Below are 16,125 nucleotides of genomic sequence, written 5' to 3'. Positions count from 1 at the left end.
GGATCAAGCCTCCGCTGCTCGGCCCTTCTGCGGAAACAAGCCGCGCGGGCGCTTCTGGATAAATAGAATGATGAACACGAGCATCAGGATTTTCGCCAGCACCGCGCCGGAGTAGGGTTCCAGCAGCTTGTTGGCGATCCCCAGCGAAAACCCGCCGATCAGGGTGCCCCACAAGTTGCCAACCCCGCCGAACACCACCACCATGAACGAATCCACGATGTACGACTGCCCGAGATTCGGTCCCACGTTGGTGAGCTGGCTGAGAGCCACGCCGGCGACTCCGGCGATGCCCGAGCCCAGCCCGAAGGTCAGCGCATCGACCCGCTCGGTCGGAATGCCCATGGCTTTGGCCATGGCGCGGTTTTGCGCGACCGCCCGCACTTCCAGTCCGATCCGGCTACGTTTCAGGACTTGCAGCAAGGCTGCGAACACCAGAAGGCAAAACATCAGGATGTAGAACCGGTTCAAGGTCAGCGACAGCGCGCCGTTGATCTCCAGCGAACCGCTCATCCAGGCCGGCGTCGCGACGCTGCGATTCAGAGGCGAAAAGATCGTGCGGACGAGCTGCTGAAGAAACAGGCTCACCCCGAACGTCGCCAGCAGGGTTTCGAGAGGACGTCCGTAGAGAAACCGGATGATGCCGCGCTCGATGGCGATGCCGACCAGCGCGGACAGCAGAAATGCCGCCGGGATGGCCACGAACAAGGAAATGTCCAGATGCCCCGGCATCAGTTGCTGGACCACGTAAGTGGTGTAAGCGCCCAGCATCATCAATTCGCCGTGGGCCATGTTGATGACGCCCATGACGCCGAAGGTGATCGCGAGACCGATGGAGGCGAGCACCAGCACCGCTCCCAGGCTCAAACCGAAAAACACTGTCTCGGCCGCACGATATACCGCCAGCTTGGATTCGATGGATTTGACGGCGACCTGCGCCGAATTTCGAACGTCCGAGTCGGGCTCAAGATATTGTCCCTCGTCGTCCTTCTCCAGCAATTGATTCAGACGGTTGAGCGCCTCCGGATTGAGGCTGCCGTGCAAGGCATTGATGGCGGCGATGCGCACGCCCTTGTCTTCGCTGGAGAGATCCGCCAAAGCCAGAGCCGTTTCGATCGCTTCCGACACCTTGGCATCGGTTTCGGTATTCAGTCGGGCCCGCAGCAGTTCGAGGTTTTCTTCGTCCAGCGATTTGCTCATGGCCTCGACCGCCTTGAGCCGCTGAACAGGGTCGTCCGCCGTCAATTCGAGCCGCCCGAGGGTTTCGCGCAAACTCGTGCGCAGCGCATTGTTGACGCCGACCTTCTTGAGATCGAACTTGCCGACTATGCCCAAAGTTTCTCCGTCGAGGACGTTCACGATAGCCAGGCCGTCCTCGGCCGGATCGCCGAAAACGACGCTGCCGTCGTCCTTGCGGTAATAAAGCCGACCGTCGAGCAGAGCCCGCAACACGGGCGCGACCCTCGGGTCCTTGGTTTCGGCGAGCCGATCGACGGCTTCGCCCAATTCAGTCAGAGGAGCCTCCTTGAGCCGGGCCAATGCGTCGACGAACGGTCCCCCCGGCTCCGCCGCCGCATTGCACAGGCCCGGCATCATCATAATCAGCATGGCGATATACCATCTGCTCATGCCGAAAATTAAAGGTCTCATCTCGTCTCCCGAATTCTTGAACAAAGTCTGGTCGCGAATGCTGCCGCGGTAGGGTGGGTTAGGCGCGTACCAGAAAACGTTTTCTGGCGGTCACCGGGCTATGAACGCGCCGTAACCCACCGATTCCGCGGCCTTATCCGGTGGGTTACGGCGCGCTGCGCGACCAGCGAACATTGCAGGCTCAGTGCAATGCGTGCCTAACCCACCCTACGACGGACCCCGAGTCAAAACCTCGTCCCCCGCTTATCCCGCATTCCTTTCGCCGCTGTCGTAGCCGGCAGGAGAGGGAGAGATTTTGCGTCGGCCTTCCCCAGAAGGAACCCCATCGATCAATACTTCTGACCCGAGCACTTCTTGGTCTTGGTGTTGTAGTTGCCGCAATTGATCGGCGGCGTCCACTGGGCAACGATCGGCTTGCTTTCCGGCAGAAAATCGGACCAAGCGTCGCCCTCGACCAAACTCTTGGTCTGCCATACCGTCTGGAACTGGCCGTCGTCCTGAATCTCTCCGATCAGCACGGGCTTGGTGATGTGGTGGTTCGGAAGCATCTTCGACACTCCGCCGGTGAGATTCGGCGCCTCGATGCCGATGATCGCCTTGCCCACCGCGTCGGTATCGGTCGTCCCGGCCTTTTCCACCGCCTTGGCCCACATGTTGAAGCCAATGTAATGCGCTTCCATCGGGTCGTTGGTTACCCGGCTCCGGTTCTTGATGAACTGGTGCCATTTGGTGATGAACGCGGCGTTCTCGGGCGTATCGACGCTCATGAAATAGTTCCAGGCAGCGAGATGGCCGACCAGAGGCTTGGTGTCGATGCCGGACAGCTCCTCTTCGCCGACCGAGAACGCGACGACCGGAATCGACTCGGCCGAAATGCCCTGGTTGCCAAGCTCCTTATAGAAAGGCACGTTGGCGTCGCCGTTGATGGTGGACACCACCGCCGTTTTCTTGCCCGCCGAACCGAACTTCTTGATGTCCGCGACGATGCTCTGCCAATCCGAATGGCCGAACGGGGTGTAATTGATCATGATGTCCTTGTCCTTCACGCCTTTCGATTTCAGGTAGGCCTCCAGAATCTTGTTGGTCGTTCTCGGATATACATAATCCGTGCCGGCCAGTACCCAGCGTTTGACCTTCAGCTCCTTCATCAGGTAATCGACGGCGGGAATCGCCTGCTGGTTGGGCGCGGCGCCGGTATAGAACACGTTCTTCGACGATTCCTCACCCTCGTACTGAACCGGATAGAAGAGAAGGCCGTTCAATTCCTCCACCACCGGCAGCACCGATTTGCGGGACACCGAGGTCCAGCAGCCGAAGATGGCGGCGACCTTGTCCTTGGTCAGAAGCTCTCGCGTTTTTTCGGCGAACAGCGGCCAGTTCGAGGCGGGATCGACGACCACCGGTTCCAGTTTTTTGCCGAGCAAACCGCCTTTCTTGTTCTGCTCGTCGATCAGCATCAGCATGGTGTCCTTCAGCGTGGTTTCGCTGATCGCCATGGTGCCGGAGAGCGAATGGAGAATGCCCACCTTGATCGTGTCTTCGGCGCGCGCCTCCGCACCAAAAAGGAGCATGGCCGCCGACAGAGCCAAACAGAACTGTCGTAAGGATCTTGCATAATCAGGCATGAATAGTTACCTCGCGAGTAATTGATGGAGTGTCTAGGAGTGATCAGATCTGCAACTGGAAGCCCAGCTTGATCGAGCTGACGTCGTCGCCCGCGGCGGTCGAGGTGTAATCCAGCCCCTTGGTGAGCAGATCGCCGTACTCGTACATCAGCATGATCTTGGCGTTGTGGCCGTCGATGATGTAATTGATGCCGGCTTCGTAAACGTCGCGGCTGGCGCTTTTGATCGGATCGACGTTGACATAGCGGACGTAAGGCTGGAATTGACCGACCCACACCTTTTGCGGAAGCAGGTACATGGCGCTTACGTCGTAGGCGTCGCCCTCGAACATGGCGAAGCCGCCGCCCGCGAGCCTGGACGCCATGCCGTAGCCCTTGATGCCGTAGTTCTTGTATTCGCCGTTGACGGTCACCACGCCCATATCGCCCAACGACTTCTCGAACAGAATGTCGACCGCGGTGCCGCGGAAATTGCCCGGATCGCTCCGCGTCCCGGCGCCGTCTTCCTGATACTGGTTGGAAACGCCCAAGGTCAGGATGTCGCCGCCCTGGCCGTAGTACGTCCCGCTGGTGTAGTAACCGGGATTCTTTTCCACGTCGAGGAAGTTATAGGCGAAGCGCTGGGCGTAGAGGATGTTGTCGTCGACGTTGGCGCCGTTGCGGAGCCCACGGAAAAAGCCCGCCGCGTATTGCAGGCGGCCGTCGAAGAACGAACCCCAGATGGTGGCACCGTCGTCGCGGCCGAAGGAGCCGGCGGACGTGCCGTCGGATCGGATCGTCGTGTTGAAGTCCGCCGGTTCGAAGGGTGTGCCGGCGCCGAAGATGTTGTACACGGCGCTGAAGAACGGTCCGTTCATTTCGCGGCGCTCGGCGGGCACCAGCATGCGGCCCATCCAGATATTGAACATGGGATCGAATTCGAATTTGCCGATGGCATCGAGAATGCGCATCTCGCCGCCATCGCCGCAGGTCTGGCAATCGGTGTTGAACTCGATCTTGAAATACTTGTGAATCTGGCCGTTCAGGTACAAACGGATATTGTCCAGATTGAAATCGTTCGACCATTTGCCCGCATTGGCGGCTTCCTCGGTAGCGGTAAAGCTCGTTCTAAGGCCGGCGCCTATGCTCACCCACTTGGTATCGTCGATTTTGAACGTCGCTCCCCCAAGCGACACGGGTGCGTACGCCGTCGTCAGCGCCGCCAAGGCGGCGGGCAAAAGCGCAATCCGCAAGCCGCGGCGATCCGCTTGCGTCGCGCATGTTGTTCGATTCTTCATGACTTGAAACCCCCTGATCGTTGAAGTCGGTCCGCGGGCGGTCCGCGCCACCGGTCGTTTCCGGTGTAGTCGCGAGCCGCCCGGATGTCCGCGCCCCGTCGGCGAAGGCCTTTCATCGGGCGCGGCAAATATCCTTATCGGTTGAATCCGAAGAGCTGTTCACGGAGTCGGCCGTTGCGGCTAACTCGTTGTCGGCACGGGGGTAATTAGATTTCCGGGGGGTATATGTCACAATCAGTCAAATGACGTATCCCGGAGCGGGGGGTATCGGCTTAGAGTCTCGGCAGCGCACTCGCGGCCGGTTACAGGCGACTTGGAGGGTGTGTAAGCAGTGGCGAACAACCCGGAACGCCAAGATCGGAAAGGGCGGCTTCGGCGCTCCAATCGCAAACGGTCATCCCAGGAGCGCTGGGATGGCCGTTTGCGATTGGGAAGGGATTCCCGACCTACAAGGTGCACGGTTGTAGGTCGGCAATCCTTTGCCGACGAAGACGCTCGGCTGGGGTGTGGCGTCGGGAAGGGGGGCTTCGGCGCTCCCGAAGACGCCGTTTGCGATTGGGAGGGATTCCCGACCTACAGGGGCTACGGTCGTAGGTCGGCAACCCTTTGCCGACGTTAGGTACCGGGCCGCTCAGAGAACTCGAACCGGCTTGGCCACCGACGCCGTAAGCACTCTTAACCTTATGAAAAAATATGCGTATTCCGTTTCTGATCGTTTCTTTTAGCCTGCTCGCCGGCTGCTCCATCGGCCTGAAACCCCAAGGCACTCCGCTCCGGCCCGAATCGGTGGGCGAGATTCTGTTCCGCGTGGCGCCGGATAATCTGGACGAGGAGCAAACCGCAGCCATGGCCGAACGGATCAGCAAGAATCTGAGTTCCTGGGGATATCCGGTGGAGCCGGATCTAGACGAGAGCGGCGAAACCGGCGCCACTCACGAGATGGAAGCACGGGTCGGCAGGATCGAGAACAAGAGCACGCCCACCGGGTTCTCGTTCAGCATCGGCAATTCCGACCCGCGCGCGCTCGATTTTCAAAAGGCGGACGTGTTGCCGGTAACCTGTACGCTCAAATCCACCGCGCGTTCGTCCGAAACCGTAAGCCTCTTCATGGATTTCATCGCCGACGAGAAAATCAAGAATCCGAACCGCATCAAGAGCGATCCGGCATTGCTGGAAACTTACGAGAATCACATCGGAACGGTCTGCTTCAATCTTCTCGACAAGCTGAAGGTGCCGAGAAAAAAAGCAGCCTCGTCGACCAGCACCAGCACCTGGATGCCCGAGATACGCATCGAAGTCACGGAAAAACCGGCGAAGTCCGAAAGCGGCGCCTCGACCGGCGCGCTTCCCGTTCTCCCCGTGGAAACGGATAGGCCCACGAATCCGGACGCGCGGAACTCCGAAGACGGCCAATCGAACCCGCCCGAAGAGCCGCCGGTAACAACTGAAACCAACACCGATACGGAGGAAGGTCGCAAGCGGATCATCATTCACAATCGCGGCAACCCGGTGATCCTCGACTTCGGCTTCGAGCGGAAATAGGCCTGACGCCGGCTTCCTGCCGCCACCCGCCCTTTTAGCGTGCAATCTTGCGGTCTTCGCCCCAAATCGGGGCGGCGACCGTTCAGCAACACCCTCTTCTTCTGCCTTCTCCCTGTAGTCAACTCAACGGCACGTGATTTGCTCACCTTGTTGAATTCGAGCGACAAATTGGAATTGCACTCGGCATAAAAACAACAAGATCAGACAAGAGGCAAACCATCGCTTTGGAAGGATTGAGCCGTCAGGCCATCGTAAAGATACGGCGCGACTATAACGCCTGGGTCGCGAACGAGACCCTGGAAGACTATGCGCTTCGGTTCGCGCCGCGGTCGTTTCGGAAGTGGTCCGAGTTCCGGGTGGCGAACACCGCCTTCGGCTCGATTTCGTTTCTGGTTCTGGAAGCCATCGGCGGTTTTCTCGCGATCAACTACGGATTCGTCAACGCCTGCTGGGCCATCATCGCGGTGGGCCTCGTCGTTTTCCTCACCGGGCTCCCGATCAGCTACTACGCCGCCAAACACAACATCGACATGGACTTGCTGACCCGCGGCGCCGGGTTCGGCTATATCGGCTCGACCCTGACCTCGCTGATCTACGCCTCCTTCACCTTCACCCTATTCGCGCTGGAAGCGTCCATCATGTCGCTGGCGCTGGAACTGTACTTCGACATTCCCATCGCCGCAGCGCATGTCGTCAGCGCCCTCTCGGTCATTCCGCTCGTCACCTTCGGCGTCACCACCATCAGCCGGCTTCAGCTCTGGACCCAACCGTTGTGGATCGTGCTGCTTGTCGCACCCTACGCGGCCGTCATCTGGCGCGAACCAGAGGCTCTGACCGAACTCGCCCTGTTCCCCGGAAGCGAGAATCGCGGCGCGCAGTTCGACTGGATACTGTTCGGAACGGCCGCGACCATGGCCTTTTCCATGGTGGCCCAAATCGGCGAGCAAGTGGACTTTCTACGGTTTCTGCCGGAAAAGAATCATCGCAACCGATATCGGTGGTGGGCGGCCACCATTATCGCCGGCCCCGGATGGATCTTTTTGGGCATGGCCCGGCAACTGGGCGGCGCTTTCCTGGCGTATCTGGCGCTCAAGCACGGCATCGCCGGCGAGCGGGCGCACGAACCCACCCAGATGTATCGGGTGGCCTACGGCTACCTGTTCGACGACGGCAGGCTGGCGCTCGCGGCAACGGTACTGTTCGTGGTCGTATCGCAACTCAAGATCAATGTCACCAATGCTTATGCGGGCTCGCTGGCCTGGTCGAATTTCTTCTCGCGGCTGACCCACAGCCATCCCGGTCGAGTGGTCTGGCTGGTCTTCAATGTGATGATCGCCCTGCTCCTCATGGAGCTCGGCGTTTTCGGCGCGCTCGAGCGGGTCCTCGGCCTGTTTTCGAACGTCGCCATCGCCTGGATCGGCGCCCTGGTGGCCGATCTGGTGATCAACAAGCCGCTGGGCCTGAGTCCGCCTTTCGTCGAATTCAAGCGAGCGTACCTGCCGGACATCAACCCGGTCGGCGTACTGTCCACGCTCGGTGCTTCGGCGATTTCGACCGCAGCCTACACGGGGTTGTTCGGGGCGCTGCCGCAAGCATTTTCGGCCTTCATCGCTTTGGCGACCGCTTTTCTGCTGACGCCGGTCATCGCTTGGCTGACCCGAGGCCGCCACTATCTGGCGAGAGACCGCAACGACTGGGGCTCGACCACGCCCCATGCCAAATGCTGCATTTGCGAAAACGATTTCGAACTGGAAGACAAGGCGTACTGCCCGGCCTATCAGGGAACGATCTGCTCGCTCTGCTGCACCCTGGATGCCCGTTGCCTGGACACCTGCAAACCGAACGCGCGGCTCAAGGACCAGCTCGAACGGGCCAGCCGCCGCTGGCTGCCCTCGTGCCTGTCGCCGCAATTCAGGCTGCGCCTGATTCAGTTCGCTCTCGTTTACCTGCTGCTCGCCGCGCTCACCGGCGTCTTCGTAGGTGTGATCTATTACCAGGATATCCTGGCAGCCGCTTCCGGGGACGAGGCTTTATCTCAAGCGCTGTTCGCCAATTTCCTCAAGGTCTATTCGGCGCTGCTGGTTTTCCTGGGCCTCGCCGCGTGGTGGATCGTGCTCAACAACGAAAGCCGTCAGGTGGCGCAGGAGGAATCCGGGAAACAAACCGCCCTGCTGCTCAAGGAAATCGAGGAACATCGCAAAACCGACAGCATGCTCCAGAAAACGAGGGAGGCCGCCGACCGCGCCAATCAGGCCAAGAGCCGCTTCGTAAGCGACATGAGCCACGAGATTCGAACGCCATTGAACAGCATACTCGGGTACGCCCAGATCCTGCGCAAAGATCCGAGCATCCCGGCCCATCGCCGGGAGGCGGTGGAGATCATTCAGCGCAGCGGGGAACACCTTTCTTCCCTGATCGAAGACATTCTCGACATCGCCCGCATCGAGGCGCGCAAGATCGAGCTGCGGCACGGGGCTATCGATTTTCCCGCGTTCATCGAGCAATTGGTGCGCATGTTCCGGCCGCAGGCGGAAGCGAAAGGACTGACCTTCCGTTGCCAGATCGTCGATGTGCTGCCGCGCCGGATTCGCGGCGACGAAAAGCGAGTGGGCCAGATTCTCATCAATCTGCTGAGCAACGCCGTGAAGTTCACCCAGGAGGGCGGAATCGTTTTCCGTGTAGGCTACAGCGGAGAAATCGCACGGTTCCAGGTGACGGACACCGGAGAAGGCATATCGCAGGACCAGATCGAAACCATCTTCCTGCCCTTCCGGCGCCTGCCCAGAGCCCGCGGCAACGCCATTCCGGGCAGCGGTCTCGGACTCACCATCAGCAAGATGCTCACGCAAATCATGGGCGGCGAACTGACGGTGGAGAGCGAGCCTCAAAAGGGTTCCACGTTTGCCGTCCGGCTTTTCCTTCCCAGCCTGCGCAGCGCGGAAGAGGTTCTGGATGAAGGCGACATCGTGGGTTACCGCGGTCCGCGCCGCAAGATCCTGGTGGTCGACGACCAACCCGAGCATCGCGGCATTCTGACCTCGGCGCTAACCCCCTTGGGGTTCGTTCTCGAGGAAGCGGGTTCCGGCGAAGAATGCCTGGCGAAGGCCAGGGAATGGAATCCGGACCTGATTCTGCTGGACATCATCATGCCCGGAACGACCGGCATCGAAGCGGCGGCCAGCCTGCGCCAGACCGGATGCAAGACCCCCATCATCGTCGTCAGCGCCAATGCCTACCAAAGCGACCGCCGTTCGGCCAGCGCCGCCGGCTGCGACGATTTCCTGGCCAAGCCGATTCAGATCGAAGAACTCCTGCGCAAACTCAAACTGCATTTGAGTCTCGACTGGCTCTATCGGGGAGAGGATACGGAGCAAATCGAAACCGCCCCCGACACCGCGCAGCCGATGTTAAGGCCGCCGCCCGACTGCCTCGAAGAACTGGCCGCATTCGCCCGCATCGGCGATCTTCGGGGCCTTGCGGACCGCCTGGACACGCTGGCCGGAAGCGATGCCGGCTACATCCCGTTCGCCGAGCATCTCCAGGCGCTTTCGCGGGAGTTCCGTCTCGGCGACATCAAGAAAACACTCAGCGAGGTCTAAGATGAGCTTAAAACGTCAATACCGCCAAGGCACGGTAATGATCGTGGACGACGTACCGGCCAATCTCGCCCTGCTTTCCGACGCCCTGGACGAAGCTGGCTATCGCGTACTGGTTGCGACCGACGGCGCTTCCGCCCTGGAGCAGCTTCGCTACGCCGAACCCGACGTCATATTGATGGACGCGGTCATGCCGGGCATGGACGGTTTCGAAACCTGCCGCCACCTAAAGGCGAATCCCGCGACCCGCTCCATTCCCATCATTTTCATGACCGGACTCGGCGAGCTGAACGATTTGCTCCGGGGTTTTCGCGAAGGCGCCGTGGATTATCTGGTCAAGCCGATCCGCCATGAGGAGGTTCTGGCCCGGGTCGAAGCACATCTGGCCCAGTCGCGGATGGTGTTCCGCGCGGAAGAAGCCCTGGAGCGCAGCGGATTCGCGACGATCAGCATCGATGCCGCCGGGCGGATCATCTGGCTGACATCCTCGGCCGTCCGCTGGCTGGCGGCGTTCTCGGGAATCAAGGTGTTCGATTTCGAGACCTCAGCCTGCTTTTTGCCCAAGACACTTCTGGATTGGGCTTTGGCCCGTATCGCTCCGGGCGGAACCACGGAACACGAGTTGTTCACGCTTCATCGCGACGGCAAGAAATTCACCGCGAAGCTCGCCCCATGCGAAAGCGGACGCGAATACCTGCTGCTATTGCAGGAATTTTCCGGCGACTGGAACTTGGAGTCCTTGCGGGACGAACTCGGACTTACCTTCCGCGAAGCGGAAATCCTCATGTGGATCGCCCGCGGCAAAACCAACCGCGAGGTCGGGACTATCCTCGGCAGCAGTCCCCGGACGGTCAACAAACATCTGGAGCACATTTTCGAAAAGCTGGGCGTCGGCACCCGCGCCGCCGCGGTCGCCGTCGTCATGCAGCGCATGAGGACGGGAGCCGAAGCGGCTTGACCGAGGCACCCGGTAGGTCGGGAATCCCTTGCCGACGCCATCTCCCGGCCGGGCGGTTTCGTCGGCAAAGGATTGCCGACCTACGACCGTACCGCCGTAGGTCGCGAATCCTTTCGCGACGCCGTGCTCCGACCGTGCGTCTGCATCGGCAAAGGATTGCCGACCTACGAAGGCTGTCGCCGATAAATTGAACTCGTTGGTCCATGGCACAGGTCTCTTTCCACGGCATCGGCGTTTCCTCCTCGCCAATACCTTAATGGATGTAAACCATGTGCCCGGTCCATTTTGTATCTGCGTACGTCCTGCGTAACAAACCGAGGTAACGAAAACAGCCAAACCACACCGCTCTATCGGGTTTCCGTGGTTCCGCTCCCGGCGAAGCCATGCGCCGACCCCGCCACCGGTATTTCGCGGATATCCGCATCCAGGCGGCGCGCCTCTTCGATCCGCGCCCTCGCCTCACGGGTGTCCAGGCGCACGCCGTACGCCACGTAGGCGAGGTCGGAAAGCGGCGCGCGGCTCCCCTGAAAGAAAGGCCATTGCTTGTTCTTGCGGTAGAAGGTTTCCACAAAACTGGTGATGGCCAAGAGCGAAGCATTCCCCTGCGGATCGGAAGCGATCCACGGACCGCCGGAATCGCCGCGCGTAGGCATGGGCTCGTCGACCGAATAAGCCCCTTGAGCATCCAATCGGTTGACCGCCAGCAGGGTGGAAAGCGAAGACACCGATGATTCCTTGGATTCGAACTGCGCCCGGAACTGCAGGTGAAGTATGGGATCCAGATCCTCGTATCGCTTCGGCACGAACTCATAGAAACTGCTCGTCAAATCGAAGACGCGCTTCTCGGCACAGCGGGGACCATCGATTTCCGTTTCCCGGTAACCATAACCGAAGCCACAGATCAGGGCCTTATCGGGAGTATTCCCGGTCGTGATCGGCAATGGCCGCAGCGCGTCCCCGACATCCGCGTCGAAAATCAGAATGGCGATATCCTCGGCGATGTTCTCCTGCACGACGCCGAAATTCGGATACACCGCCGCGCGCAGCCTGGCATTCGATACCGTTGCGGAAGGAGCGGCCTGCAAGCGGACCGCCGGCAATTTAAGCGGTCCCTCCAGACGTACGTCGCGCAGACAATGCGCAGCCGTGATCAAAGTCAGCGGGCGCGTGCCGAGTACCGCGGAACTGCAAGCACCGTTCCCACTTTTCCAGACCCGCCGGTACTCATCCCAGTGATGTAGTTCGATCGTCAGCGGCAGGGTCGATTCCCGGCCGATCGGCAACGGTTCGCCGTGGATGAGCGCAAAGACGCGCCCGGCCGACAGAACGGCCACAATAACCGCAAACGCCAGCACAACGATGTTCATGCAGACAGTCCTGTGATCTCTCCCTATTTCTCTGACAGCGCAATTCAGCACTGATTCTGCCCGGATCATCCGTTCGCATCCAATCCTCTTCCCGGGCCCGATCAGGCCGTCACATTTCAATGGTAGCGATACTGCACAGCGGGGGAAGTTTCAATGGGAAAACAAGCTTTCGAAAATGCGGTTGAGTTAAGGAAGCTCTGATTAAGTCCTTCGACAGGCGCAGGACGAACGGTAACGTATTGGTTCCGTTCGCGGTGAGCCCTTCGGCTTCGCTCAGGACAGGCCCTTCGACTCGGCTCAGGACAGGCTTGTCGAACGCTCTCCTGAGCCTGCCCTGAGCCTGTCGAAGGGGCATGAACGGATTCCACTTGTTCAGAGCTTCCTTAAAACATCAATCTCTCTATCACGAGTATGAGAGTGGACCGGCAGAGGGAATCAATTCGGATGCCTTGAGTTACGGAAGGTGTAATGCCGTATGGGATATAAAACCCGCCCGTGAACCTCAAACCAGTTCGACCTTCAGCCAGCCGGGTCGATGCTCGTCGAATGCCTGATAGGCTTCGATGACTGAAGTCAAAGGCTCGGTTTGGGTCAGGATCTCGGTCGGATCGATGACTCCGCTCCGAACCAGGTCGATCAGCATGGGGATGTACTGGCGATGATTGCAGTTCCCCATCTTCAGGGTGAGATTCTTGTTCATCGCCATGCCGATCGGGAAGAAACGGTCGGATGGCGGATAAACGCCGATGATCGACAATGTTCCGGCCTTGGCCAGAGCCTGAACGGCCCAGGTCAAAACCAGGGACGGGCTGTCGCCATGATGCCAGCGAATCCCGGCCTGCTGGGCTTCCGGCGCGATTTCGTTCAGTTCCTGGTCGAACTGGGCCTTTTGCTCATCGGCCTTTTGCGCGGCCGGCCCATGATGGGGACGCTCGGCATCCACGCCCACCGCATCGATGGCGCGGTCCACGCCAATCCCGCCGGTCAGATCGCGGATCGTCTGCACCGGATCTTCGAGATCGAAATTGATGACCTCCGCACCCTGATTGCGTGCCATCTCGAGACGAGAGGGTTCGTTGTCCACGGCCAGGACCCGGCCGGCGCCCTGAAGCTTGGCGCAAGTGATTGAGAATTGCCCGACCGGTCCGCACCCGAAGACGGCTACGGTATCGCCGGGTTTGATCTCCGCCAGTTCCGCGCCGAAGTACGCCGTCGGCAGAATGTCCGAGATGAGTATGGCCTCATCGTCGGTGATGTCGTCCGGCAGCTTGACCAGCCCGACATTGGCGAACGGGATGCGCGCCTTTTCCGCCTGCAATCCGTTCAGGCCGCCGGCGATCGCCGGACCGCCGAAAAAGGTCGTGCCGCCCAGAAGACCGTTGGGATTGGCGTTGTCGCACTGGGCGTAGTAGCCCGCTCGGCAATAGGAGCAATAGCCGCAGGCAACGGTCGACGGCACCACCACCCGATCGCCTTCCCTGAGATTCCGAACGTTCGATCCCAGAGATTCGACGACGCCGACGGCCTCGTGTCCCAGTACGGTGCCGGGTTTGAGCCCGCCCAAGGTGCCGCGCACCATGTGCAGATCGGTTCCGCAAATCGCGCTGGCGGTGATTCGCAAAATAGCGTCTGTAGGATCTTCGATATGCGGCTCGGGGATATCTTCCAGACGAATATCGCCGATTCCGTGAAAAACGACTCCCTTCATTTTTGCCTCCGGTCTTCACCTGGTGGTTTCGGGGCGCCGCGCCAAATCCCAGCGCCCGATCGGGACTCTTCCCCTGGCCTAAAAGCCTGTTTTCCCCGCGAAATACCCGCCCGTTGATTTTTGGTTTGATGCTCGCGCTTCGCCGCAGTTCCCGCCGACTTGCGCCGCCGAGACATTCGCACAGATCGGGCGGCAAATGAATCGAAACCTCCCTAACGCTTGGAAGTCGGCGCCCCGGCCGGTTTCGCGCAGGGGCCGGCGTGATCGAGCTGAACCTGGGCGCGGCGGCGTGCGCAATCGTTGCTGTAGGTTTCGCCGTCGCATCCGCAGACGGGATTGTGCTCGGTCGTGCAGATTTCGGGCGGAACCTCGCAGGTTCCCGATATGCTGGTCGAACCGCATGCATTGGGAGTTCCGATCTCGCAGTATTGGCCGGGCGGACACCGTGCCCCTGTCGTTCCGCCGCAGGCTTGGCCGGTTACCGGCGCCGGGGATTCCATCAGGTAGAATTCGCTCGCGATAAGGGACTTGCTCGTACCGGCCGGGCCGGTCACGGCCTGATGAGTGCCGGCCACCAGTATGCTCCCCTGCTTGAGAGCCTGATATCCGGCATTGACCTTCTCCGGATCGGCGGCGGATGCGAGCAGGTCGACCTCGGCAATCAGAGCCTTGGTCAGCGTATTCAGCCGCTCTTCCTCGATGTGCTCGCAGGGCTCGGTCGGACAAGGGCCATCGACATCCCTCACCCGGTACAGAGCGCCCGCGGGAGATGCCCGTGCCTGGGCCCGCCATGTTTCGTGCACGACCAGAACGCTGTCTTCTCTGTTGGAATCGGTCGCACGCCTCTCGAGAATTCCGCGCACCAGCCCGCGCCCCAAAACGAACTCCTTCTTGAAGTCCTCGTTTTGTTGCGGCACGCCTCCCGTCTCGGAAAAGTCTATCGCGCCGACATAGCATTCCCGGCGCCAAATCCCGTCGGCGCAGCGCGTTCGCGGTTTGTTGACTTCCTTAACGAAAACCTTGTCGCACGTTGGTGCAACGCACTGTCTTGGATCTTGGCGAGCAACCTTGAAGTAGCGGCCTTCGTCTCCATAGATCGGACTGCTTTCCCAGAGACCTATGATCGTCAGCCATAGAGCCAGCTCTTTGATCATTCCTGATCCTCCTTCCGTTCGATTCGATGTCCGCGATACCGATCGTATCAAGGCATCGAGGAAATATCACGAATCCGGAAGAAAGCCGCACGAAGGCACGATAAACCGGGACAAAAGAAAAGGTGTCGCCATTCCCGGCGACACCCGGTCCAGAGAGGGAGGGGAGAGAATCGGAGACGCTGAATGGTGCGGTCCGATGAGTGGATGTTGATTGGTGGCATCCTGCCGATCACTCACCGGCCGCCGAAATATAAATTGCAATTCATATGCCATGCGCAACGCCAGTTGTTGCAGCACTTGCCGAAACGCGCGTGGATAAAGGGCGTGAGATGCCGCAGGGAGATGATGGAATTGCCATAGCCTACATTTTCGCCGCGATTAGGGGCGGAAACGCTATCGGAATGGCCGTGCTGCGTCGCTAGCGCACGACGGGCGCTATGCCCCGCCCGAACGTTTGGCCGAACCGCCGCAGCATTTCTTGTATTTTTTACCGCTGCCGCAGGGGCACGGCGCATTGCGAAGGATTTCGCCCTTGTGGGCGATTTTGCCGTGATAATTGATGGTGCCGTCCAGATAGACCCATCGTCCCGCCACCCGGTGAAACCGGCTGACTTCATGGATCAGATAGGTGTCGTCTCCCAACTCGAACTGGGCCTTGAATTCCACGACGCCTCTATCGTCGTTTTCGCCGCCACCTATGGTTCCGACGATCTCTAGACGGGACCAGGTGCGGGTGTCGCCTTCGAAGTCCAAAGATGCCGGCCGCTTGCCGGGGTCCCAGCTCTCCCTGAGATAATCGGCATCGCGCAGTTGGAAAGCGGTAAACCGCGAGCGCATCAAGGCTTCAGCGGTGGGCGCAGCGGATTGTCCCGCCAGATAAGGGCCGCAACATTGATCGAAAGGCTTTTCGGAGCCGCAGGGGCAAGTCATAGGAGTATTCACAGGATTCTGCAGAGTGCGGGTTGATCGGCTGAAGGTCGACGAGCGGTGCGCCGAAGTTCGTTTCGGCTCGAATTGTCGAGGGCCGATTCTAACACGGGGACGTCATTACGGCCTGTTCCCTCACGAACGCGATAACACGAGCCCGGACAGCTTCGTCGGCAGAGGATTGTCGACCTGTAACTTGAATGATGGAAAGGCGATTCTAAAGCGGCTGAATCCAAATCGCTTTCAATCAGGCATTCATTTTCGTAGGGTGGGTTAGGCGCACATCAGCACTGACCGACCGCCGATCTGCGCGCCAGGGCAAGCG

10 protein-coding genes are annotated in these 16,125 nt (G+C 60.0%); 3 read left to right on the top strand and 7 right to left on the bottom strand.

The genetic code is table 11. The features are described 5' to 3' along the window. Positions 1 to 3: 3 nt before the first annotated feature. The 3 genes from urtB to JOD69_RS21670 form a co-directional block, all read right to left on the bottom strand. The gene (urtB, locus tag JOD69_RS21680) at positions 4 to 1,647 is read right to left on the bottom strand and encodes an urea ABC transporter permease subunit UrtB (RefSeq protein WP_205780928.1); all 1,644 of its coding nucleotides are present in this window, start codon (positions 1,645 to 1,647) and stop codon (positions 4 to 6) included. Positions 1,648 to 1,976: 329 nt separating this feature from the next. Continuing rightward, a complete protein-coding gene (urtA, locus tag JOD69_RS21675) occupies positions 1,977 to 3,272 on the bottom strand; it encodes an urea ABC transporter substrate-binding protein (RefSeq protein WP_086132808.1) in 1,296 nt (431 codons plus the stop codon). Positions 3,273 to 3,315: 43 nt separating this feature from the next. Next, positions 3,316 to 4,548 (bottom strand): hypothetical protein, encoded by a 1,233-nt coding sequence (locus JOD69_RS21670; RefSeq protein ID WP_139840961.1) that lies wholly within the window; start codon positions 4,546 to 4,548, stop codon positions 3,316 to 3,318. A gap of 693 nt (positions 4,549 to 5,241) precedes the next feature. Between JOD69_RS21670 and JOD69_RS21665 the strand changes: the two genes are divergently transcribed. The 3 genes from JOD69_RS21665 to JOD69_RS21655 all read left to right on the top strand — a co-directional run bounded on the left by JOD69_RS21665 (position 5,242) and on the right by JOD69_RS21655 (position 10,644). Further along, complete coding sequence (locus tag JOD69_RS21665) at positions 5,242 to 6,090, top strand: hypothetical protein (RefSeq protein WP_077731667.1); 849 nt, start codon at positions 5,242 to 5,244, stop codon at positions 6,088 to 6,090. A 224-nt stretch (positions 6,091 to 6,314) separates the two neighbouring features. Continuing rightward, positions 6,315 to 9,689: a response regulator gene (locus tag JOD69_RS21660; protein WP_086132809.1), complete on the top strand. Its 3,375-nt coding sequence runs from the start codon at positions 6,315 to 6,317 to the stop codon at positions 9,687 to 9,689. Between the two features lies 1 nt (position 9,690). Further along, the gene (locus tag JOD69_RS21655; RefSeq protein ID WP_077731663.1) at positions 9,691 to 10,644 is read left to right on the top strand and encodes a response regulator transcription factor; all 954 of its coding nucleotides are present in this window, start codon (positions 9,691 to 9,693) and stop codon (positions 10,642 to 10,644) included. A gap of 347 nt (positions 10,645 to 10,991) precedes the next feature. On the opposite strand, the gene JOD69_RS21650 is transcribed toward JOD69_RS21655, so the two are convergent. The 4 genes from JOD69_RS21650 to JOD69_RS21635 form a co-directional block, all read right to left on the bottom strand. Then, positions 10,992 to 12,011 carry a trypsin-like serine protease gene (locus JOD69_RS21650; protein ID WP_166642696.1) on the bottom strand — a complete coding sequence of 340 codons (1,020 nt, stop codon included), beginning with the start codon at positions 12,009 to 12,011 and terminating at the stop codon, positions 10,992 to 10,994. 502 nt (positions 12,012 to 12,513) lie between these two features. Next, positions 12,514 to 13,719: a zinc-dependent alcohol dehydrogenase gene (locus JOD69_RS21645; RefSeq protein WP_077731660.1), complete on the bottom strand. Its 1,206-nt coding sequence runs from the start codon at positions 13,717 to 13,719 to the stop codon at positions 12,514 to 12,516. 212 nt (positions 13,720 to 13,931) lie between these two features. Beyond that, positions 13,932 to 14,873 carry a DUF6748 domain-containing protein gene (locus JOD69_RS21640; protein ID WP_077731659.1) on the bottom strand — a complete coding sequence of 314 codons (942 nt, stop codon included), beginning with the start codon at positions 14,871 to 14,873 and terminating at the stop codon, positions 13,932 to 13,934. Positions 14,874 to 15,308: 435 nt separating this feature from the next. Beyond that, positions 15,309 to 15,815 (bottom strand): YchJ family protein, encoded by a 507-nt coding sequence (locus JOD69_RS21635; protein WP_347258316.1) that lies wholly within the window; start codon positions 15,813 to 15,815, stop codon positions 15,309 to 15,311. Positions 15,816 to 16,125: the final 310 nt, after the last annotated feature.

It is taken from the genome of Methylocaldum sp. RMAD-M (assembly GCF_017832375.1).
Lineage (GTDB): Bacteria > Pseudomonadota > Gammaproteobacteria > Methylococcales > Methylococcaceae > Methylocaldum.
The sequence above is the reverse complement of the archived record's forward strand: the minus strand, read 5'-3'. Positions and strand labels throughout refer to the sequence as shown.

Excerpts from the sequence above, each read along its gene's own strand:
- urtB (WP_205780928.1), bottom strand. The coding sequence starts at position 1,647 with ATGAGACCTTTAATTTTCGGCATGAGCAGATGGTATATCGCCATGCTG.
- urtA (WP_086132808.1), bottom strand. The coding sequence starts at position 3,272 with ATGCCTGATTATGCAAGATCCTTACGACAGTTCTGTTTGGCTCTGTCG.
- JOD69_RS21670 (WP_139840961.1), bottom strand. The coding sequence starts at position 4,548 with ATGAAGAATCGAACAACATGCGCGACGCAAGCGGATCGCCGCGGCTTG.
- JOD69_RS21665 (WP_077731667.1), top strand. The coding sequence starts at position 5,242 with ATGCGTATTCCGTTTCTGATCGTTTCTTTTAGCCTGCTCGCCGGCTGC.
- JOD69_RS21655 (WP_077731663.1), top strand. The coding sequence starts at position 9,691 with ATGAGCTTAAAACGTCAATACCGCCAAGGCACGGTAATGATCGTGGAC.
- JOD69_RS21650 (WP_166642696.1), bottom strand. The coding sequence starts at position 12,011 with ATGAACATCGTTGTGCTGGCGTTTGCGGTTATTGTGGCCGTTCTGTCG.
- JOD69_RS21645 (WP_077731660.1), bottom strand. The coding sequence starts at position 13,719 with ATGAAGGGAGTCGTTTTTCACGGAATCGGCGATATTCGTCTGGAAGAT.
- JOD69_RS21640 (WP_077731659.1), bottom strand. The coding sequence starts at position 14,873 with ATGATCAAAGAGCTGGCTCTATGGCTGACGATCATAGGTCTCTGGGAA.